Source organism: Peribacillus muralis (assembly GCF_001645685.2).
In the GTDB taxonomy this organism is placed as follows: domain Bacteria; phylum Bacillota; class Bacilli; order Bacillales; family DSM-1321; genus Peribacillus; species Peribacillus muralis_A.
In genome coordinates, this window is record NZ_CP017080.1 from 1,611,364 (window position 1) to 1,632,044 (window position 20,681).

Genomic DNA, 20,681 nt, shown 5'->3' on the forward strand with positions numbered 1-20,681 from the left:
GCAATCGAATCGTTTCCACTTAGGAAGGAGAAGATAGCATGTTTCGAAATGTTGCAGAGTTGATAGAATTAGCTGAAGCAAAGCAGAAAAGAATATCAACATTGATGATAGAACAGGAAATGGAAGTAACGGGCAGAAGTCGTGAACAAATCATCCACCAGATGGGAGTCAACCTGGATGTAATGGAACAGGCTGTTGAAAAGGGCCTCCAAGGTGTACAGTCCGTTTCAGGACTTACAGGCGGTGACGCAGTCCTGCTTCAGAATTACATTAAATCCGGAAATTTCCTATCCGGCGAATTGTTGTTGGATGCGGTGAGCAAAGCAGTGGCAACAAACGAAGTGAACGCGGCCATGGGAACCATTTGCGCGACACCCACTGCCGGATCTGCTGGGGTGGTGCCGGGAACCCTTTTTGCTTTGCAGAACAAATTAAAACCGAATCGTGAACAGAAAATCGCGTTCTTATTCACTGCAGGGGCGTTCGGTTTTGTTGTAGCGAACAACGCTTCAATTTCTGGAGCCGCGGGGGGCTGTCAGGCAGAGGTCGGGTCAGCTGCAGGAATGGCAGCGGCAGCAATCGTGGAAATGGCGGGGGGAACACCTGCGCAAAGTGCTGAAGCTATGGCCATCACGTTAAAGAATATGCTTGGTCTTGTGTGTGACCCTGTAGCTGGGCTTGTGGAGGTGCCTTGTGTGAAACGGAATGCGATGGGGGCGGCCAATGCAATGGTTGCAGCTGATATGGCGTTGGCGGGGATTACAAGCCGTATACCATGTGATGAAGTGATTGATGCAATGTACAAAATCGGGCAAACGATGCCATCGGCTCTTAGGGAAACTGCACAAGGAGGATTAGCGGCTACACCAACTGGACGGGAGTTGGAAGCGAAAATTTTTGGCCTGCCGCTCAATAAAAAGTGAACTCCACCATATTTGAACCGATAACGGCAGTGAAAGGGATTGGCAACGAAACGGCGGCAGCCTTGGAGGAAATGGAGATTCATACCGTCAAGAATCTCCTTGAACACCTTCCCTATCGTTATGAAGATTACCGCTTGAGGGACTTAGAGACGGTAGAACATGAAGAACGCGTTACCGTCGAAGGAAAGATTCATACCATCCCGACATTAGGTTACTTTGGAAAGAAAAAGTCGAGGCTGACCATTAAATTATTGAGCGGGAGATATTTAATAAATGTCATCTTTTTTAATCAACCCTATTTGAAGCCGAAACTTACGATAGGGGAAACCATAACGGTAACCGGAAAATGGGATCGTCATCGCCAAACCATTACTGGCTCAGAATGTCATATTGGCAATCACAGCCGCGAGAAAGAGTTTGAACCTGTTTATTCCGTCAAGGGAAGTATTACCGTAAAAGGCTTGCGCCGTTTCATCTCCAATGCATTTTCTCAGTATGGATCCATGATTGAAGAGAATTTACCTCCGCAATTACTGGCTACATACAAGCTGATGCCGCGTAAAGATGCTCTTCGTATGATGCATTTCCCTTTTTCTGCTGATGATATCAAGAAGGCGCGGCGCCGCTTTGTATATGAGGAATTTTTAATGTTTCAACTAAAAATGCAGGCATTGCGTAAAGTGCAGCGGGAGCAGTCAAAAGGAATTGGTCAGGAATTTGACGGGAAGTCAGTGGAAGCCTTCGTAGGAACGCTTCCTTTCCCTTTAACACATGCTCAAAATCGTGTTGTCGAGGAAATCTTGAATGATATGAAATCTCCTTATCGGATGAATCGCCTTCTTCAAGGTGACGTTGGATCAGGAAAAACGGTCGTGGCTGCCATCTGCCTCAAGGCAACGATTACAGCTGGTTTCCAAGGTGCACTCATGGTCCCGACTGAAATCCTGGCTGAGCAGCATACGCAATCATTGAAGGCCATGCTTGAGCCGACTGGAGTGAAGGTGGCATTATTGACTAGTTCAGTGAAGGGCAAAAAGCGTCGGGAGCTATTGGAAATGCTTGAATCCGGTGAGATTGACCTTTTGATCGGAACGCATGCTTTGATACAGGATGAAGTGAATTTTCGAAACCTCGGTCTTGTCATCACGGATGAACAACATCGTTTTGGGGTCGAGCAGCGTCGGATCCTCCGTGAAAAAGGTGCCAATCCAGATGTTCTATTCATGACGGCAACACCCATACCCCGTACGCTCGCGATTACCGTTTTTGGTGAAATGGACGTTTCGACGATAGATGAAATGCCGGCTGGACGCAAGGCGATAGAAACGTATTGGGCTAAACATCAAATGCTTGATCGTATATTGACTTTTGTTGAAAAGGAACTTAAAAAAGGACGGCAGGCTTACGTCATCTGTCCATTGATCGAGGAATCGGAAAAGCTCGATTCTTTGCAAAATGTCTTGGATGTCCATGCCATGCTGACACAGTACTTTGCCAATCGGTATAAAGTGGGGCTCATGCATGGGCGCCTTCCCGCTGATGAAAAAGACGAGGTCATGCAGGAGTTCAGTGTAAACATTGCGCAAATCCTCGTCTCTACGACCGTTGTAGAGGTTGGAGTGAATGTTCCTAATGCAACGGTAATGGTCATATATGATGCGGAGCGTTTTGGTCTGTCCCAGCTGCATCAGTTACGGGGAAGGGTAGGACGGGGAAGCGATCAGTCCTTTTGCATTCTCCTGGCAGATCCGAAAACGGAGGTCGGTAAAGAACGGATGAAAATCATGACAGAAACAAATGATGGCTTTGTCCTCTCAGAGAAAGATTTGGAACTTCGCGGCCCAGGCGATTTCTTTGGCAAAAAGCAAAGCGGCCTGCCGGAGTTCAAAGTAGCTGACATGGTCCATGACTACAGGACCTTGGAAGTGGCTCGCGAGGATGCCGCAAAATTGATTGCTTCCCAAAGCTTTTGGCATTCCGGGGAATATGCACCGTTACGCGACTATTTAGAGGGTACAGGGGTGTTTACGGGAGAAAAACTGGATTAAAATAATGAAAATCGATTAGCAGATTGCGAGAATTTCCACAATATCTTGCAATCTGTTTTTAAAATATATATACTACTATTAGTACCTAGTCATAATACTACGGATGGTGACCTTCAAATGCGAAGAAACAAGAAGGAACGCCAGCAATTATTAATCGAAACGATTAAACAGAATCCTTTTGTAACGGATGAGGAGCTGGCTGAAAAATATTCGGTGAGCGTCCAGACAATTAGGCTTGATCGGCTTGAATTATCGATACCGGAACTGCGTGAACGCATTAAGAACGTGGCCGAGAAAAAATTCAGTGACGAAATCAGGGCTTTGCCTTTGGATGAAATCATCGGGGAAGTAATTGATCTCAATTTAGATGACAATGCCATTTCGATTTTGGATATAAAAAAAGAGCATGTCTTCAAACGGAACGGAATTGCCAGGGGGCATCACCTTTTTGCCCAAGCAAATTCATTGGCGGTAGCGGTCATGAATGATGAATTGGCATTGACTGCAAAGGCATCCATTTCCTTTACTCGTTCCGTAAAGGAAAATGAAAGAGTGGTAGCTAAAGCGAAGGTTAAAAGCGTGGACCATACCAATGATCGATCAGTGGTGGAGGTCAGAAGCTACGTAGGTAATGAGCTGGTTTTTAAAGGCGAGTTCGAAATGTATCGCTCTTAACTTTCTAGTAAAGGATGAAAGAACATGAAAATAACAATAGATGCAATGGGTGGTGATCACGCCCCTAAAGCACAGGTTTTAGGAGCGATGAAAGCTGTCGAGGCTTTTTCCGATGTGGAAATCAGCTTGGTCGGGAATGAAGCCGAGATCAACCAGCACTTGACCAAACATGGCCGGATAAAGGTCGTACATACTGAAGATAAAATATTGAGTACCGATGAGCCTGTTCGCGCGGTTCGCCGCAAGAAAAGTGCCTCGATGGTATTGGCCGCACAACAGGTGGCAGATGGTGAAGCGGATGCATGCATTTCGTCAGGCAATACAGGAGCGCTTATGGCTGCTGGTTTGTTTGTGGTCGGAAGAATTGATGGCATCGAACGTCCTGCACTGGCACCGACACTGCCGACAATCGATGGAAAAGGATTTGTCCTTCTTGATGTGGGTGCTAATTCCGATGCGAAACCGGAGCATCTGCTGCAATTCGCGATAATGGGATCTGTTTATGCCCAAAAAGTGCGGGGGATTGATAGACCTCGGGTCGGGCTTTTGAATATCGGAACAGAAGAAAAAAAGGGGAATGAATTGACCAAGCATGCTTTTTCATTGCTGCAGCAGTCATCTGAAATCACCTTTATTGGGAATGTTGAGGCTCGAGACCTTCTAAATGGACCTGCTGATGTCGTCGTGACGGATGGATTCACGGGAAATATGGTGTTGAAGACGCTGGAAGGTACGGCTATGAGCGTCTTCACCATGCTGAAGACGGCTTTGACTAGCAACTTGAAGAGCAAGTTGGCTGCAGCGATGGTGAAGCCGGAATTAAAGGTCATTAAAAACCAAATGGATTATTCGGAGTATGGCGGCGCTGGATTATTCGGCCTGAGGGCTCCTGTCATCAAGGCGCACGGATCTTCAGATGCCAACGCCATCTATAATGCCATACGCCAGACTCGCGATATGGTTGGTCATGATGTCATCCCGACCATTGCCAAGACGATAGAAAAACAACAATAAATCATAGAGGCAGGGGAGTAACAGATGGGTAAAATTGCTTTTGTCTTTCCAGGACAAGGTTCACAGTCAATTGGAATGGGGCTTAGCTTGTATCAGGAAAACGAGCGTGCTCAGCAAATTTTTCGTACAGCGGATGAAAAACTGGATTTACCGCTTTCCGAACTTATCTTTAATGGTACACAGCAGGAATTGACGGTAACCTACAATGCACAGCCAGCTTTATTGACAACAAGTTATGCGCTAGTCAGCGCTTTGGAAGAAGCGGGGATCAAAGCGGATTATACAGCAGGCCATAGTTTGGGTGAATATACGGCATTGGTGGCATCAGGTGCCATCTCTTTTGAAGACGCCGTCTATACCGTCCGTAAGCGTGGGGAGTTCATGGAAGCGGCTGTTCCGAATGGTCAAGGCTCAATGGCAGCAATACTTGGCATGGACCGTGAAGCCTTGGCTGAAGTGACTTCAGAAATAACAGCAGCAGGCGACTCCGTTCAATTGGCCAATATTAATTGCCCAGGACAAATCGTCATTTCCGGCACAGCCGAGGGAGTTAAACTGGCAAGTGCAAAGGCGAAGGAGAATGGGGCGAAAAGGGCACTTCCCCTTGAAGTGAGCGGACCTTTCCATTCGGAATTGATGAAACCAGCTGCAGAGAAATTACAGGGTATCCTTGATGAAGTGGTCATCAAACAAGCAGAAATCCCCGTCATTTCAAATGTAACGTCCAAGCCGATCACTGAACCAGATGAAATTAAAGTGAAATTAATCGAACAGCTGTATTCCCCAGTCCTTTGGGAGGACAGCGTCAGAACCCTGCTAGAGCTGGGCGTGGATACATTCATAGAGGTAGGCCCGGGGAAGGTATTGGGCGGATTAATCAAGAAAATTGACCGTTCCGTGCAAATCCACTCCGTTTCCGATCTAGAAACCCTGACGAAAACAGTCGAAACTCTGAAGGAGGTACAAGCATGATCCTTAAAGGTAAAAAGGCACTCGTAACAGGAGCCTCAAGGGGCATTGGCAGGGAAGTGGCGCTAGAACTTGCCCTTCAGGGAGCGGATATAGCCATCAATTATTCCGGCAGTGAGGCGAAAGCAAATGAAGTGGTTGATGAAATCAAGGCCTTGGGCCGTGAAGCATTCGCCATCCAATGTGATGTCGCCAATGGTGAATCAGTGACAAACATGATCAAAGAGGTCGTCGAACGGTTCGGCCGCGTGGATATCTTAGTAAACAATGCGGGTATAACACGAGATAACTTATTGATGCGCATGAAAGAAGAAGAATGGGATGCAGTGATCAATACGAATCTTAAAGGCGTGTTCCTTTGTACAAAAGCGGTCACGAGGCAAATGATGAAGCAGCGCAGCGGCAGGATCATCAACATGGCTTCGATTGTCGGCGTTAGCGGTAATGCAGGGCAGGCCAATTATGTTGCGGCGAAGGCTGGTGTAATCGGCCTGACCAAAACTACTGCGAAGGAACTTGCTTCAAGAGGGATCACGGTAAATGCGATTGCTCCCGGCTTCATTTCAACCGATATGACTGGGGAATTGCCTGAAGATGTCCAAAAAGCGATGCTGGACCAAATTCCGCTGGCTCGTTTCGGTGACCCTAAAGAAGTTGCTTCTGTCGCATCTTTCCTTGCTTCAGATGCCAGCAAATATATGACTGGACAAACTCTTCATGTAGATGGCGGCATGGTTATGTAAGTTTTCTTTGATTTTTTTCGAATTTAATTTATAATGTCTTGAGGGGAGGTGAACAAATTGGCAGATGTATTAGAAAGAGTAACGAAAATCGTTGTGGATCGTTTGAACGTGGAAGAATCAGAAGTGAAACTTGAAGCTTCTTTCAAAGAAGATCTTGGAGCCGATTCCCTAGATGTAGTTGAACTAGTTATGGAATTCGAAGACGAGTTCGATATGGAAATTTCGGACGACGACGCTGAAAAAATCGCCACAGTAGGTGATGCTGTGAATTACATACAAAGCACTATGTAATGAATGGTCATTTGACTAAAAGCTCCGTTTTTAAACGGGGCTTTCTCTTGTAATGAAAGAAATTCAAACAAAGCAGTGGAGATAAGGGAATGATGACGGGTTAAAGCAAGCATCTTTCTGTCTGATAGTGGCTGACGGTTAGTTTTCTTTAAGCGGATTATCATGTATGATGATACATAGGAAAGCTTGACAGGAATTCCTGCCAGGTTTCTTTTTATATATTGGAAAAATATGCTTTTTTGAACCGTTGTGGAGGGTTTTGTGTGATACGTAGGAACGGAAATAATCGTAAGCCATCAATCAAGGATAATAAATTTAAACAGTTGCAAGAAAGTCTTGGTTTTCATTTTCAGGATGAAAACTTATTGAAACAAGCTTTTACCCATTCATCTTATGTGAATGAGCATCGCCGTAAGCCTTATGAAGATAATGAAAGGCTTGAATTCTTGGGAGACGCTGTACTGGAACTGACCATCTCTAAATATTTGTATGAAAAATACCCGATGATGAGCGAGGGAGAACTGACCAAATTAAGGGCAGCTATAGTATGTGAGCCTTCGCTTGTTGCTTTTGCCAATAGACTTTCCTACGGGGAATATGTATTACTCGGAAAAGGGGAGGAAATGACAGGCGGAAGGGAACGGCCTGCAATGCTAGCGGATGTTTTCGAAGCGTATATCGGGGCGTTATACCTTGACCAGGGATTGGAGTCGGTTGTGAAGTTTTTGAACAATGTTGTGTTTCCGAAGATAGACGAGGGTGCTTTTTCTCATGTGATGGATTATAAAAGCCAGCTTCAAGAGCTGATTCAGCGTGATGCTATCGGTGTCCTGCAATATAAAATCCTGCAGGAGAAAGGGCCGGCCCATAACCGGGAGTTTGTTTCCACCGTCTCTTTGAACGGGGAGGAACTGGGTTCTGGTATTGGAAAGTCCAAGAAAGAAGCGGAGCAGCATGCAGCCGAGCATGCATTGATCGTTTTAAAAGAAAAAAAATCAACAAGATAGTTGAACAGTAGAGGAGGAAAGGTCATGTTCCTCAAACGCTTGGACGTTGTAGGATTTAAATCTTTCGCAGAAAAGATATCGATTGATTTCGTACCTGGTGTCACGGCAGTGGTTGGACCGAACGGAAGCGGTAAAAGTAATGTGACCGATGCAGTCCGATGGGTACTTGGAGAGCAGTCTGCGAAATCGCTTCGTGGCGCAAAAATGGAAGATATCATTTTTTCGGGAAGTGACACAAGGAAAGCGTTGAATTTTGCAGAAGTATCCTTGACCCTTGATAACGAGACCAATTCCCTGCCGATAGACTTTCATGAAGTCAGTGTGACAAGGCGGGTATATCGATCGGGAGAAAGTGAATTTTTCATAAATAATCAAGGATGCCGCTTGAAAGATATCATAGATTTGTTCATGGATTCCGGCCTTGGCCGTGAAGCATTTTCGATCATCAGCCAAGGAAAAGTCGAAGAAATCCTAAGCAGCAAGGCAGAAGAAAGACGGGTCATCTTTGAAGAAGCAGCCGGTGTCCTCAAATATAAAACAAGAAAACGAAAAGCGGAATCGAAGCTGACGGAAACACAAGATAACTTGAATCGCGTCCATGATATCCTCCATGAATTGGAGGGACAGGTTGAACCGTTAAAAATCCAATCCTCCCTTGCCAAGGAATTTTTGGAGAAAAAAGACGAGCTTGAACAAATCGAAGTTGCTTTGACCGTGTTTGAAATCGAAGAACTTTATGGGAAATGGGAAAAGCTGTCTCATGATTTAGAAAAGCATAACGAAATGGAGCAGCAAATGGCAGGGCAGCTTCATGATCGGGAAGCGCATCTCAAAAAGCTTCGGGATAATCTGGCCACGCTCGAGATTTCGATCAATGAGCTGCAGGAAATTCTCCTGAATGCCAGTGAGGAACTTGAAAAGCTTGAAGGCCGTAAAGAAGTATTGAAGGAACGGAAAAAGAATGCTGCCCAAAACAAGTCACAGCTTGAAAAAGCGATCGTGGAAGGGGAGACTATTGTCGAGCGTCTCTCTGTCCAGCAGCAAAGCGAAATGGAAATCCTCCATTCGTTGAATTCTGAAGTGAAGGGCATCCAGGAAATCTTACATGAAAAACAAAAGAGCCTGGGGCTCTTCAATAGCGATATCGAAGCCATGATTGAAGCGAAAAAAAGTGATTATATTGAGTGGCTGAACAAGCAGGCAACGGCAAAAAACGAAAAACAGTATTTGCTTCAGCAGCTCACACAGCAGGAGCATAAAAACGCAAAACTGGATATGGAAAATGAAAAGTTCCTAACTGAAAGAATGGATATCACCGCAAAAAAAATGGAATATTCCGCTCGGATGGACGATGTGACCAAGCAGCTTGAAGAGCATATCTCGGTTTTCAGAAATCAGCAGAACAAATTGGATGCGGCAAAAGATATGTATCAAAAGCAAGAAACCACTCTTTATAAAGCCTATCAATTCCTTCAACAGGCAAAGTCTCGTAAGGAGCTTCTTGAAGAAATGGAAGAAGACTATGCAGGCTTTTTCCAAGGTGTTAAAGAGGTTTTAAAAGCGAAAGAAACGCTTAAAGGCATTGAGGGCGCAGTCGCAGAATTGATTAAGGTTCCAAAGGAATATGAAACCGCCATCGAGACGGCCCTGGGCGGAGCGATGCAGCATGTGGTCGTCGAACGCGAAGAGCATGCACGCGTTGCGATCTCCTTCTTGAAGAAAAATAGGTTTGGACGTGCGACGTTCTTGCCGTTATCTGTCATTAAGGCAAGGGAGATTCCATCAAGTCAATTATCGATGCTGAAAAGCCATGCAGCATTTGTCGGGACAGGCTCCTCATTGATCCAATATGAAGCTAGGCATGCAGCGATTGCAGAGAACCTGTTAGGAACGGTCATCATCACCACTGATTTAAAGGGAGCGAACGATCTGGCAAAAATGATGCAGCATCGCTTTCGCTTCGTAACGCTTGAAGGCGATATCGTCAATCCAGGCGGTTCGATGACTGGTGGGGCGTTAAAGCAAAAGACGACATCGTTGCTTTCGAGGAAAACCGAATTGGAAGAACTCCACCAAAAACTTTCCGCAATGGAAGCAAAAACGAATCAGCTGGAAAAGCAGGTCAAACAGCTTAAAGTGGATGTCGGTGTTCAAGAGCAAACGCTTGAACAAACGAGGAAAACGGGGGAGAATCTTCGATTACAGGAGCAAACCTTGAAGGGTGAGTTGCGTGAAGTAGAATTGCAGGAAAGAAACGTGAACGATCGGCTTCACCTTTATGACTTGGATAAAAACTCCTATATGGAAGAACAACAGCAAAAAACGGCAAGATTAGAAGAGTTGGAAGAGCTTTTGACGTCGTGCAAAACGGAAATCGAAGCGCTTGATCGGCTGATTTTGGACATGACAGAACAAAAGCAATCTCAGCAATCCTCTAAAGAAAGCCTTGCTGAAGAAACGAATGAATTAAAGGTAACATTGGCCTCAATGCGCGTACAGCTGCAAAACCAAAAAGAGAAGATGGAACGCATTGATTCCGACCTTGAAAAGGAAACAAGCAGGCTTGCCGAGAATAAGGATGACCTGGGGCTTCTGACAAATGAAATGACGGATAGCTCAAGCGGTGAAGAGACGCTTGAAGATATGGCTCAGCAGAAATTGCACGATAAAAATGAGGCCATTGATGGAATTGCCATCAATAAACAAGAAAAAAATGAGCTTCTGTCACAAATTGAAACGCTTGAATTGACCTTGAAAGAAGAAAATAGGGTTTATAAAGGCGTTATTGAAGTAATAAAGGATGAAGAAGTGAAATTGACCCGACTGGATATGGAACTCGAAAACCGTCTCGACCATTTAAGGGAAGAGTATACGCTATCCTATGAAGGGGCTAAAGAACAATATCCATTGATGCTGCCTGTGGAAGAAGCCCGCAAAAAAGTGAAGCTCATAAAGCTTGCGATCGAGGAATTGGGAACGGTCAATCTAGGTGCGATCGAGGAATACGCTCGTGTAGCTGAACGCTATGAATTCCTGCTCAGTCAAAAGGATGACCTTCAACAGGCGAAAGATACATTATTCCAAGTCATAGACGAGATGGATGATGAGATGAAGCGACGTTTTTCCGATACCTTCTATTCGATCCGAGAGCAGTTCGAACAAGTGTTCAAGGCTCTATTTGGAGGCGGAAGAGCAGAGCTGAAGCTGACGAATCCCGATGATCTGCTTCATACAGGGGTAGATATCATTGCACAGCCACCAGGTAAAAAGCTGCAGAACTTAAGCCTACTATCTGGGGGAGAACGAGCATTGACGGCAATAGCCTTATTATTCTCCATTTTAAAAGTGAGGCCGGTGCCATTTTGTATCCTTGATGAAGTCGAGGCTGCGCTTGATGAGGCGAATGTCGTCCGGTTCAGCCAATTCTTAAGGAAGTTCAGTAGGGAAACACAGTTTATCGTCATCACTCACCGGAAAGGTACGATGGAGGAAGCGGATGTCCTCTACGGGATTACGATGCAAGAGTCAGGTGTATCCAAGCTTGTTTCAGTACGGATGGAAGAATCGGAAAACTTTATCGAAGTGTGAATTCATGAATGAGGGGAAGTGGGACAATGAGTTTTTTTAAAAAGCTAAAAGAGAAGTTTACGGCCCAGGAAGAGAAAGAAAAAGAAGTTGAAGTACAAGTACAAGAAATCTCCATAGGGGAAAAATTTAAGCAAGGTTTGTCAAAGACGAGGAATTCCTTTACTGGAAGAGTCAATGAGCTTGTTGCCCGTTATCGGAAAGTGGATGAGGACTTTTTTGAAGAACTGGAAGAAATCCTGATTCAGGCTGACGTCGGCTTTGATACCGTGATGGAATTGATCGATCAATTAAAAACGGAGGTCAAGCTTCGCAATATTTCCGATACAAGGGAAGTGCAATCCGTCATTTCAGAAAAGCTTGTTGATATTTACCAAGGTGATGAAGGTGATTCTTCTGGCCTGAACATCCAAGAAGAAGGCTTGACGGTCATTTTGTTTGTCGGCGTGAATGGAGTAGGTAAAACGACGACAATCGGAAAACTTGCTCATAAGTTCAAGACTGAAGGTAAATCGGTAGTACTGGCAGCGGGGGATACTTTCCGTGCTGGCGCGATTGAACAGCTTGAAGTATGGGGAGAACGCGTCGGTGTCAGTGTAATCAAACAAGGTGAAGGTTCAGATCCTGCTGCGGTCATGTTCGATGCCGTTCAGGCTGCCAAGGCAAGAAAAGCGGATATCTTGATCTGTGATACTGCCGGACGCTTACAGAATAAAGTGAATTTAATGAAGGAATTGGAAAAAGTGAAACGCGTAATAGAACGCGAAGTACCTGGTGCACCTCATGAGGTGCTCCTTGCCCTTGATGCAACGACTGGACAAAATGCCTTGATTCAGGCTAAGACATTCAAAGAAGCAACGAATGTCTCGGGAATTGTTTTAACAAAGCTTGACGGTACGGCTAAAGGCGGAATTGTTTTGGCGATTCGCAATGAATTGGCCATTCCCGTTAAATTCGTCGGGCTTGGCGAAAAAATGGACGATCTTCAGGAATTTGATGCCGAAAAATATGTTTACGGCCTTTTTGCTGATATCATTGATAAAGAAGAGCTTTAATTATACGTTTTTAAACCGGAAGAAGTATTTTCTTCCGGTTTTTTGACATGGCTGTAGTTCAAGTAAGATCCATTGAAGTAAAATGTCCGGCTCCGAATTAGCCAAAACCCTTTATGACCATTAAATCAGATTGCCGGGTAAGAGGATTAAATAAAGGGACAATGAAGTCAACATGGACACAGTAAGAATGGGAGGAAATAAATTGAGGAAATATGAAATTGAAAAGAATGCACCTACATTGGAAGAATATAAATATTTGTGTGATTCTGTGGGATGGACCGATTATATGAATTTTGAAGTGGCGGAAACATCACTTAGGAACTCCATCCACTGTGTTACAGTCAAAGTCCAAAATCATATTGTCGGCATGGGTAGAATTGTTGGTGATGGGGCCATCTATTTCTATATTCAAGATATTATGGTTCATCCAGACCATCAAAAAAAACGGTATAGGAAAGGAAATCATGAATCATTTGGTTGAATATTTGGATACCCATGCGCCAGATAAGTCATTTATTGGTTTGTTTGCTTCACGAGGAAAAGAAAATTTCTATGAAAAATATCATTTTAAAAATTATTCTCCCAATATGACGGGGATGTTTACTGTAATTGAAAAAAGTGGTTAAATAATAAGCTTACAAATTGACAGTTATCCTAGAAAAGCGTTTTTACAGTCCATATGGGTGCTCCTGATTGGAATGGTTGATCACAGGACCTTATGTTGCTATATCGGAGGCTTTTTATCGTTTGTCAGTGAAAAAAGAAGAAATGGAATGTGCCCGAAAGTGAAGATCATCCAGCGCCACGTATCAATGGGTGACAGTTGCTTGTATCACAAATAATTGGCAGCATTCTTCGTTTTATAGTCCAAAGCTAGACTTGAAACGTCACCTTGAAGCAAGAAAAAGAAAAAAATAATGCCTCTAAACAAGTGGTAAGGAGTTTTGCTTGACATCAAATAAACAAGACGATACAATATAAACTTGTAAAGGGTTTTCACTTAACAGCAGGGAGGCTTGCTAAGATGCTTGAAAAGACAACGCGGATCAACTATTTGTATGACTTTTATCAATCGTTGTTAACAGAGAAGCAGCAGAGCTATATGTCCCTCTACTATCTGGATGATTACTCTCTTGGGGAGATTGCCGATGAATACGAAGTGAGTAGGCAGGCAGTCTATGATAATATAAAAAGAACAGAAGCGATGCTTGAGGAATATGAAGCAAAGCTATTGTTATTTCAAAAATTTCAAGAGCGTAACCAATGGATTGCTAATTTGAAGGCACTCATTGAAAAGGATTCCTTTTCTAAGGAGAAGCTGCTTGATGCAATCACAACGCTTGAGAAGTTGGATTAGGAGGCGGCAATATGGCATTTGAAGGATTGGCCGACCGACTGCAGAGCACGATGCAAAAGATTCGCGGAAAAGGGAAGGTCAACGAAGCAGACGTTAAAGAAATGATGCGTGAAGTTCGATTGGCCCTGCTTGAAGCGGACGTTAACTTTAAAGTCGTGAAGGAATTTGTAAAGCGTGTAAGTGAACGTTCGGTAGGTCAGGAAGTGCTGAAAAGCTTAACCCCCGGTCAACAGGTAATTAAAGTAGTTAAGGAAGAATTGACGGAGCTGATGGGCGGCGAACAGAGCAAGATTGCCGTTGCCTCGAAGCCACCGACCGTCATTATGATGGTTGGTCTTCAAGGGGCTGGTAAAACGACGACCACCGGAAAGCTTGCCAATCTTCTTAGAAAGAAATACAACCGCAAGCCATTGCTCGTTGCGGCTGATATTTACCGTCCGGCGGCGATTAAGCAGCTTGAAACACTTGGCAAACAATTAAGCATGCCCGTTTTTTCCCTTGGTGACCAAATCAGTCCTGTAGAAATAGCGAAACAGGCGATTGCAAAAGCGAAGGAAGAGCACCATGATTATGTCTTGATCGATACCGCAGGCCGTCTTCATGTTGATGAAAACTTGATGGGCGAACTGAAGGATATCAAAGAACTGACAAAACCGGATGAAATCTTCTTGGTTGTCGATGCAATGACGGGGCAGGATGCGGTCAATGTAGCCCAAAGCTTCAATGACCAGCTCGGCCTGACGGGAGTTGTATTGACGAAACTCGATGGGGATACACGAGGCGGTGCGGCACTTTCGATTCGTTCAGTCACGAACACGCCGATTAAATTCGTCGGTATGGGAGAAAAACTGGATGCGCTTGAAGCATTTCATCCAGAACGGATGGCGTCAAGGATTCTTGGCATGGGTGATGTATTGACCCTTATCGAAAAGGCACAGGCCAATGTTGATGAAGAAAAAGCGAAAGAATTAGAGAAAAAGATGCGTACAGCGACTTTTACCTTCGATGATTTCCTTGAACAGCTTGGTCAGGTGCGAAATATGGGACCGCTTGATGATATTCTGAAAATGATTCCTGGGGCGAACAAAATGAAAGGGATGGACAATCTTCAAATCGATGACAAACAGATCGGTCATGTTGAGGCCATCATCCGTTCCATGACGACCCATGAAAAGGAACATCCAGAAACCATGAATGCATCCCGCAAAAAACGGATTGCCAAAGGCAGCGGCAGATCGATTCAAGAAGTGAACCGTTTATTGAAGCAATTCGAAGAAATGAAAAAAATGATGAAACAGGTCACGAACATGCAAAAAGGAAAGAAAAAGGGATTCAAATTCCCGTTCATGTAATGGTTTATTTCAGGTTGAACTGAAGCGATGATGCAGGCTGAAGCCATGCATTTCAACACTTTTTTCACCTGTTAAGAAAAAAACCTTTACAAACATACAAGACATTTGATATCATACTATCTTGTGTGAAACTATTCGGAGGTGCTTATTTAAAATGGCAGTAAAAATTCGCTTAAAACGTATGGGAGCTAAAAAATCTCCTTTCTATCGTATTGTAGTTGCAGATTCTCGTTCACCACGTGACGGACGTTACATTGAAGTAGTAGGAACTTATAACCCGGTGACTCAACCAGCTAAAGTTGATATCAACGAAGAGCTTGCTCTTAAATGGTTACAAGATGGAGCTAAACCATCAGATACAGTTCGTAACTTATTCTCAACACAAGGCATCATGGAAAAATTCCATGTTGCAAAAAACAGCAAGTAATCGACGCTAGTTGATGAAAGCATTAATTGAAACGATTGTTTCAGCACTTGTGGATTTTCCCGAAGAGGTCAACGTGACCTCCAAGGAAGAGTCCGACCGGATTGTTTATATCCTCTCCGTTCATAAAGAGGACATGGGCAAGATCATCGGCAAGCAAGGGCGTGTTGCTAAGGCGATTCGGACTGTGGTATATGCAGCAGGATCTTCACAGCAGAAGAAAATCTATTTGGAAATTTCCGAATAAGGAGGGCTAATACCCCTCCTTTTTTTGTATCTCAAGAAATTGAAATCCAGGCTCACATCGCTTCTGAATATGGTTTCTTGTTAAACTTTACGCCTTTTTAAGACGCATCTTTTATCGATTTACGTTATACTTAAGAGAATGGCCCCCATTTTTCAAAAAGGTTACCCCATCATACATATTTTTTGAAGGAAATAAGAAATCATAGATAATAGGAGGTGCTGGAATGAAAATTCTCCAAAATGTAATCGTTAACCAAGTATTAACGGAATCCAGCAAGAGTCAGCTCCTCGAGAATTACAAATCAAAACGACTTCAGCTTCAAAAAGAGAGTGAACAACTCCGATTTGAACTGAAAAAGCTTGAAAAAACAAGAAATCTCCAGCCTGCCAGCCTGCGTGCCCATTTCGAAAAGGAAATAAATCAGAGGCAGGAAAAAATTAAACTGCTTGAATTTCAAATGGAACAGCTGGAAATCCTTCCTGCTGGAAGCGAATTGAAGGAGCGGGAAGTTCAAAGTATCATTGATGTGGAAATCGGGGCAGATTGGGACGAAATTATGGCAACGAAGACTATTGTCATTAAAGATGGGATCGTCTCGGAAATTCGTTAGAGGTGAAGTAATGGAAAACTGGTTTAATGTAGGTAAAATTGTCAACACTCATGGTTTATTAGGAGAGGTCCGAGTCATCTCTTCGACAGACTTTCCTGAAGAACGCTACAAAGTGGGAAATACCCTGTATTTATTTAGGGATACGGAGAAGAAGCCTTTGCCGCTTGTCATCAGGTCGCACCGCACCCACAAAAACTTTAATCTATTGACGTTTGAGAACTATTATAACGTGGGTCAGGTAGAGGCTTTCAAAAACGGCGTCCTTAAGGTCAAGGAAGCACAGCTCGGTCCATTGGACGAAGGCGAGTTCTACTTCCATGAAATCATCGGCTGTTCCGTATTCACGGATGGGGGCAGTGAAATTGGGGAAATCATTGAGGTGCTTACGCCGGGTGCCAATGACGTTTGGGTCATTAAGAAAGCTGGCAGTAAGGATATTTTGATTCCGTATATCGATCAAATTGTCAAAGAAGTGGACATATCCGCCAAAAAGGTCATCATTACGCCGATGGAAGGACTTCTAGACTGATGAAAATCGATGTACTCTCGCTTTTTCCAGAAATGTTCGAAGGTGTGTTCGGCTCGTCGATATTAAAAAAGGCTGCAGAAAAGCAGGCTGTCAGTTATAAGGTGACCAATTTCCGGGATTATGCAGATAATAAGCATTCGACAGTGGATGATTACCCCTACGGCGGCGGTGCCGGGATGGTATTGAAGGCACAACCGATTTTTGATGCCGTGGAAGCTCTTAAAGGTCAAGCTGAACAAAACCCCCGGGTAGTCCTGCTTTGTCCCCAGGGAGAGCGTTATTCGCAGAAAAAAGCCGAAGAGCTCGCTAAAGAAGAACACCTCATTTTCATTTGTGGTCATTATGAAGGGTATGATGAGCGAATTCGCGAGCATGTCGTAACGGATGAAATATCCATAGGCGACTTTGTGCTTACAGGCGGGGAATTGGGCGCAATGGTCATTATTGATAGCGTGGTCCGCTTGCTGCCCGGTGTTCTAGGGAATGTAGACTCCCCGATTCTTGATTCCTACTCTTCTGGTTTGTTGGAGCATCCCCATTATACTAGACCTGCAGACTTCAGGGGAATGAAAGTGCCCGATCCGCTCATATCCGGAAATCACAAAAAAATCGATGAATGGCGGATGAAGGAATCACTGCGCAGAACATGGATGAGGCGTCCCGATTTGCTCGAGATTTATGAACTTACGGAAATCGAGAAAAAATTATTGTCCGAGATTCAAAAAGAAGACTAACCCTATTGCATCGAAGCTTAGAGTATGTTAGGATAAACCTTGTGACTTGGGCGAAATGCTCAGTCTTATAACGATGTTCCGCTGCAAACATTCAGTATTTGCAAGAGCGTCCAGGAGGAGTTGGAAACGATGCAAAATATTATTAACGAAATTACAAAAGAACAACTTCGCACAGATCTTCCATCATTCAGACCTGGTGACACAGTACGTGTACACGTAAAGGTTATTGAAGGAACTCGCGAACGTATCCAGTTGTTTGAAGGCGTTGTAATCAAACGTCGTGGCGGCGGAGTTAGTGAAACTTTCACAGTGCGTAAGATCTCTTACGGCGTTGGAGTTGAACGTGCTTTCCCTGTTCACACACCAAAAATTGCAAAACTAGAAGTTATCCGTCACGGTAAAGTACGTCGTGCGAAACTTTATTACCTACGCGAACTTCGTGGTAAAAAAGCACGTATTAAAGAAATTCGTCGTTAATCCTTCGGATATCTGTATACGGGTTTACCATGATCCACATAAGGTGAATAACCAAACAGTATCATGCAAAAAGGGAGCTTGTTCATCAGGCTCCCTTTTTGCACTTGACGAAACTCATGAATGCTCATGGTGAGTGATGCTCCATAGGGAATCCTGCTCGCTATAGCGTCCGCGACATGTTAAAATGGTTGTTGATATGCATTCTAAAAGGGTGGGTAAGGATGGCGAAAAAGAAAAATGAATTGTGGGAGTGGACAAAGGCGGTCATAATCGCGGTCATAGCTGCGACACTGATTCGGTATTTCCTCCTGGCACCTATTGTCGTGGATGGTAATTCCATGATGCCGACATTGAAGGATACGGACCGCATGATCATTAACAAAATCTCCTATTCGATTGGTGAACCGAAAAGATTCGACATTATCGTGTTTCATGCTCCAGAAGGCAAGGATTACATAAAGAGGGTCATTGGATTGCCGGGAGAAAAGGTGGAATATAGAAACGATACACTTTACGTGAATGGAAAAGCTTACGCTGAGCCGTATTTGGATGAAAATAAAAAGAAATTGATTGATGGCGGAGCACTGACGGAGCCATTTACATTAAGTGAGGTCATAGGCCGGAAAACGGTTCCCAAGGACCATCTATTCGTCTTGGGCGATAACCGCCGGCTCAGTAAGGACAGTCGCTATGATAGTGTGGGCGTCGTTCCTTACGATAAAGTGTTAGGAAAAACTAAATTAGTTTATTGGCCAATCGAAGACTTTCGATTGGCTGAATAGTAGGAAGGTTGATTCCATTGACAATACAGTGGTTCCCTGGCCATATGGCCAAAGCGAGACGGGAAGTAACGGAGAAATTAAAACTGATCGACATCATTTTCGAACTAGTGGATGCTAGGATTCCGGCATCATCAAGAAATCCAATGATCGATGAAATCATACAGCATAAACCGAGGGTCATCCTTTTGAATAAAGCGGATATGGCGGATCCGGCAAAAACGAATATGTGGCTGGATTATTATAAATCACAAGGAAAAACGGCCATTGCGATTAACTCTCAGGCAGGTAATGGATTGAACCAGATTACGGCTGCCGCAAAAAAACTATTAAAAGAGAAATATGACCGGATGGAGTCGAGAGGAATAAAACCGCGGGCGATCCGTGCGATGATCGTGGGAATTCCGAACGTTGGGAAATCCACGTTAATCAATCGACTCGCTAAAAAGAACATTGCCAAAACAGGGAATACACCCGGTGTCACCAAGGCACAGCAATGGATAAAAGTGGGCAAGGAATTGGAGCTGCTGGACACGCCGGGTATCCTCTGGCCTAAATTCGAGGATCAGGAAGTGGGCTTGAAGCTTGCGTTGACAGGAGCGATCAAGGATACGATTCTAAACTTGCACGAAGTCTCCTTATACGGACTCCGTTTCTTGGAAAAGGAATATCCGGATAGGATGAAATCACGCTATAACCTTGATGTAATTCCTCAAGAAACGCTCGAACTCTTCGATGCGGTCGGGAAGTTCAGAGGCTGTCTGGCATCTGGGGGCTTCATTGATTATGATAAAACCGCGGAGTTGGTCGTGCGTGAAATCCGCTCGGAAAAGATGGGTCCGCTTACGTTTGAGGTACCTGCGGACTATGAAGAAGATATCATTACGGAATAACCTGTCGTCCAGCTTGGAAAGGCTGGCTGATTTTTAAAGACAGTCAAATGAAAATGGCGGTTGTACGGAGCTGGAGTTGGAGATCAAAAATTTTTTGATGTCTCCTTTCCGCTCCGTATTTTTGTTTTAACTGTAAACAGGAAGCAAGACTGCCGATAATGAAGATGATGGGTGATTATTGATGAAAACTGCAATGAGCATAAAAGAAATATCAACAAAGTTAAAGACAATCAAAAGTCCGGAAGATTTATTTTTGAAAGAATGCTTGGAGGACGGCCGAAAAGGAGTGGTCGACTTAGTGAGCAAATGGCAAAGGCGACATGAAAAAGAGCAACAGGAAAAGAATGCGTTCATGGAAATGACCGAGTTTGAACGGCAACTTCGAAAACAGGGTTTTTCCATACTCGCCGGTATCGATGAAGTGGGAAGAGGACCGCTGGCAGGACCGGTTGTGACGAGTGCTGTCATCTTGCCTGAATCCTTTTATTTGCCAGGCCTGAATGATTCCAAAAAGATATCGGAATCGAAACGGGAACTATTTTATGAAATGATTTATAAGGAAGCCCTGTCCATCGGGGTCGGTATTGTACATAGCGATGTAATCGATGAAATCAATATATATCAAGCTACGAAAAAGGCAATGATTGCAGCTGTAAACGATCTCTCGGACCTTCCGGATCATTTGCTGATCGATGCGATGGAACTGGATCTACCATTACCGCAGCTTTCACTCATAAAAGGGGACGCAAGAAGCATTTCCATCTCGGCCGCCTCCATTATCGCGAAAGTGACCCGTGATCGGATGATGAAGGATTATGGGGAGAAATATCCGGAATATGGTTTCGAAAAGCACATGGGCTACGGAACAAGTCAACATTTGGAGGCGTTGGACAAGAACGGGCTAACACCGTGGCACCGACGGAGTTTTGCACCAGTCAAGGCAATCGCTGCACGAATGAATGATTAAGG

21 protein-coding genes and 1 pseudogene are annotated in these 20,681 nt (G+C 44.2%); all 22 read left to right on the forward strand.

The features are described from left to right. Window positions 1-38 precede the first annotated feature (38 nt). The 22 genes and pseudogenes from sdaAA (at window position 39) to ABE28_RS07870 (ending at window position 20,679) form a co-directional block, all read left to right on the forward strand. Window positions 39-923, forward strand: coding sequence for an L-serine ammonia-lyase, iron-sulfur-dependent, subunit alpha (gene sdaAA / locus ABE28_RS07765; protein ID WP_064461827.1), 885 nt, complete (start codon window positions 39-41; stop codon window positions 921-923). Beyond that, window positions 920-2,971 (forward strand): ATP-dependent DNA helicase RecG, encoded by a 2,052-nt coding sequence (gene recG, locus ABE28_RS07770; protein ID WP_064461828.1) that lies wholly within the window; start codon window positions 920-922, stop codon window positions 2,969-2,971. Before sdaAA ends, recG begins: the two co-directional genes overlap by 4 nt. 117 nt (window positions 2,972-3,088) lie before the next feature. Continuing rightward, window positions 3,089-3,646 (forward strand): transcription factor FapR, encoded by a 558-nt coding sequence (gene fapR, locus ABE28_RS07775; RefSeq protein WP_064461829.1) that lies wholly within the window; start codon window positions 3,089-3,091, stop codon window positions 3,644-3,646. A gap of 24 nt (window positions 3,647-3,670) precedes the next feature. After that, complete coding sequence (gene plsX / locus ABE28_RS07780) at window positions 3,671-4,660, forward strand: phosphate acyltransferase PlsX (RefSeq protein ID WP_064461830.1); 990 nt, start codon at window positions 3,671-3,673, stop codon at window positions 4,658-4,660. Between the two features lie 24 nt (window positions 4,661-4,684). Then, a complete protein-coding gene (fabD, locus tag ABE28_RS07785) occupies window positions 4,685-5,632 on the forward strand; it encodes an ACP S-malonyltransferase (protein ID WP_064461831.1) in 948 nt (315 codons plus the stop codon). Continuing rightward, window positions 5,629-6,372, forward strand: a complete 744-nt coding sequence (gene fabG / locus ABE28_RS07790) for a 3-oxoacyl-[acyl-carrier-protein] reductase (RefSeq protein ID WP_064461832.1) — start codon at window positions 5,629-5,631, stop codon at window positions 6,370-6,372. The genes fabD and fabG overlap by 4 nt, the downstream gene beginning before the upstream one ends. Window positions 6,373-6,429: 57 nt before the next feature. Next, window positions 6,430-6,663 (forward strand): acyl carrier protein, encoded by a 234-nt coding sequence (locus tag ABE28_RS07795; RefSeq protein WP_034313729.1) that lies wholly within the window; start codon window positions 6,430-6,432, stop codon window positions 6,661-6,663. Window positions 6,664-6,929: 266 nt separating this feature from the next. Next, a complete protein-coding gene (rnc, locus tag ABE28_RS07800) occupies window positions 6,930-7,670 on the forward strand; it encodes a ribonuclease III (protein WP_064461946.1) in 741 nt (246 codons plus the stop codon). A 24-nt stretch (window positions 7,671-7,694) separates the two neighbouring features. Next, window positions 7,695-11,258 carry a chromosome segregation protein SMC gene (gene smc / locus ABE28_RS07805; RefSeq protein ID WP_064461833.1) on the forward strand — a complete coding sequence of 1,188 codons (3,564 nt, stop codon included), beginning with the start codon at window positions 7,695-7,697 and terminating at the stop codon, window positions 11,256-11,258. A 26-nt stretch (window positions 11,259-11,284) separates the two neighbouring features. Next, the gene (gene ftsY, locus ABE28_RS07810; protein WP_064461834.1) at window positions 11,285-12,310 is read left to right on the forward strand and encodes a signal recognition particle-docking protein FtsY; all 1,026 of its coding nucleotides are present in this window, start codon (window positions 11,285-11,287) and stop codon (window positions 12,308-12,310) included. 202 nt (window positions 12,311-12,512) lie between these two features. Then, window positions 12,513-12,936: pseudogene (locus tag ABE28_RS07815) on the forward strand (GNAT family N-acetyltransferase). Window positions 12,937-13,334: 398 nt separating this feature from the next. Then, on the forward strand, window positions 13,335-13,667 hold the full coding sequence (locus tag ABE28_RS07820; RefSeq protein ID WP_064461835.1) for a putative DNA-binding protein: 333 nt from the start codon (window positions 13,335-13,337) through the stop codon (window positions 13,665-13,667). A gap of 11 nt (window positions 13,668-13,678) precedes the next feature. Further along, the gene (ffh, locus tag ABE28_RS07825) at window positions 13,679-15,019 is read left to right on the forward strand and encodes a signal recognition particle protein (protein WP_064461836.1); all 1,341 of its coding nucleotides are present in this window, start codon (window positions 13,679-13,681) and stop codon (window positions 15,017-15,019) included. A 154-nt stretch (window positions 15,020-15,173) separates the two neighbouring features. Then, window positions 15,174-15,446 carry a 30S ribosomal protein S16 gene (gene rpsP, locus ABE28_RS07830; RefSeq protein ID WP_053345299.1) on the forward strand — a complete coding sequence of 91 codons (273 nt, stop codon included), beginning with the start codon at window positions 15,174-15,176 and terminating at the stop codon, window positions 15,444-15,446. Window positions 15,447-15,459: 13 nt separating this feature from the next. Further along, window positions 15,460-15,690 carry a KH domain-containing protein gene (locus tag ABE28_RS07835; protein ID WP_064461947.1) on the forward strand — a complete coding sequence of 77 codons (231 nt, stop codon included), beginning with the start codon at window positions 15,460-15,462 and terminating at the stop codon, window positions 15,688-15,690. A 223-nt stretch (window positions 15,691-15,913) separates the two neighbouring features. Beyond that, the gene (locus tag ABE28_RS07840; RefSeq protein ID WP_061144599.1) at window positions 15,914-16,300 is read left to right on the forward strand and encodes a YlqD family protein; all 387 of its coding nucleotides are present in this window, start codon (window positions 15,914-15,916) and stop codon (window positions 16,298-16,300) included. Between the two features lie 10 nt (window positions 16,301-16,310). After that, window positions 16,311-16,829, forward strand: coding sequence for a ribosome maturation factor RimM (gene rimM / locus ABE28_RS07845; RefSeq protein WP_064461837.1), 519 nt, complete (start codon window positions 16,311-16,313; stop codon window positions 16,827-16,829). Continuing rightward, window positions 16,829-17,563, forward strand: a complete 735-nt coding sequence (gene trmD / locus ABE28_RS07850; RefSeq protein WP_064461838.1) for a tRNA (guanosine(37)-N1)-methyltransferase TrmD — start codon at window positions 16,829-16,831, stop codon at window positions 17,561-17,563. The genes rimM and trmD overlap by 1 nt, the downstream gene beginning before the upstream one ends. Before the next feature lie 129 nt (window positions 17,564-17,692). Then, complete coding sequence (gene rplS, locus ABE28_RS07855) at window positions 17,693-18,040, forward strand: 50S ribosomal protein L19 (protein WP_064461839.1); 348 nt, start codon at window positions 17,693-17,695, stop codon at window positions 18,038-18,040. Between the two features lie 221 nt (window positions 18,041-18,261). Then, entirely contained in the window at window positions 18,262-18,822 is a 561-nt protein-coding gene (lepB, locus tag ABE28_RS07860) for a signal peptidase I (protein WP_064461840.1), read from the forward strand. 17 nt (window positions 18,823-18,839) lie between these two features. Next, window positions 18,840-19,712, forward strand: coding sequence for a ribosome biogenesis GTPase YlqF (ylqF, locus tag ABE28_RS07865; RefSeq protein ID WP_064461841.1), 873 nt, complete (start codon window positions 18,840-18,842; stop codon window positions 19,710-19,712). A gap of 181 nt (window positions 19,713-19,893) precedes the next feature. Then, window positions 19,894-20,679, forward strand: coding sequence for a ribonuclease HII (locus ABE28_RS07870; RefSeq protein WP_064461842.1), 786 nt, complete (start codon window positions 19,894-19,896; stop codon window positions 20,677-20,679). Window positions 20,680-20,681: the final 2 nt, after the last annotated feature.

What these genes read in the sequence shown, in the direction of transcription:
- sdaAA (WP_064461827.1), top strand. Translation starts at nt 39, where the DNA reads ATGTTTCGAAATGTTGCAGAGTTGATAGAATTAGCTGAAGCAAAGCAG.
- fapR (WP_064461829.1), top strand. Translation starts at nt 3,089, where the DNA reads ATGCGAAGAAACAAGAAGGAACGCCAGCAATTATTAATCGAAACGATT.
- plsX (WP_064461830.1), top strand. Translation starts at nt 3,671, where the DNA reads ATGAAAATAACAATAGATGCAATGGGTGGTGATCACGCCCCTAAAGCA.
- fabD (WP_064461831.1), top strand. Translation starts at nt 4,685, where the DNA reads ATGGGTAAAATTGCTTTTGTCTTTCCAGGACAAGGTTCACAGTCAATT.
- fabG (WP_064461832.1), top strand. Translation starts at nt 5,629, where the DNA reads ATGATCCTTAAAGGTAAAAAGGCACTCGTAACAGGAGCCTCAAGGGGC.
- smc (WP_064461833.1), top strand. Translation starts at nt 7,695, where the DNA reads ATGTTCCTCAAACGCTTGGACGTTGTAGGATTTAAATCTTTCGCAGAA.
- ftsY (WP_064461834.1), top strand. Translation starts at nt 11,285, where the DNA reads ATGAGTTTTTTTAAAAAGCTAAAAGAGAAGTTTACGGCCCAGGAAGAG.
- ABE28_RS07820 (WP_064461835.1), top strand. Translation starts at nt 13,335, where the DNA reads ATGCTTGAAAAGACAACGCGGATCAACTATTTGTATGACTTTTATCAA.
- ffh (WP_064461836.1), top strand. Translation starts at nt 13,679, where the DNA reads ATGGCATTTGAAGGATTGGCCGACCGACTGCAGAGCACGATGCAAAAG.
- rpsP (WP_053345299.1), top strand. Translation starts at nt 15,174, where the DNA reads ATGGCAGTAAAAATTCGCTTAAAACGTATGGGAGCTAAAAAATCTCCT.
- ABE28_RS07835 (WP_064461947.1), top strand. Translation starts at nt 15,460, where the DNA reads ATGAAAGCATTAATTGAAACGATTGTTTCAGCACTTGTGGATTTTCCC.
- ABE28_RS07840 (WP_061144599.1), top strand. Translation starts at nt 15,914, where the DNA reads ATGAAAATTCTCCAAAATGTAATCGTTAACCAAGTATTAACGGAATCC.
- rimM (WP_064461837.1), top strand. Translation starts at nt 16,311, where the DNA reads ATGGAAAACTGGTTTAATGTAGGTAAAATTGTCAACACTCATGGTTTA.
- trmD (WP_064461838.1), top strand. Translation starts at nt 16,829, where the DNA reads ATGAAAATCGATGTACTCTCGCTTTTTCCAGAAATGTTCGAAGGTGTG.
- rplS (WP_064461839.1), top strand. Translation starts at nt 17,693, where the DNA reads ATGCAAAATATTATTAACGAAATTACAAAAGAACAACTTCGCACAGAT.
- lepB (WP_064461840.1), top strand. Translation starts at nt 18,262, where the DNA reads ATGGCGAAAAAGAAAAATGAATTGTGGGAGTGGACAAAGGCGGTCATA.
- ABE28_RS07870 (WP_064461842.1), top strand. Translation starts at nt 19,894, where the DNA reads ATGAAAACTGCAATGAGCATAAAAGAAATATCAACAAAGTTAAAGACA.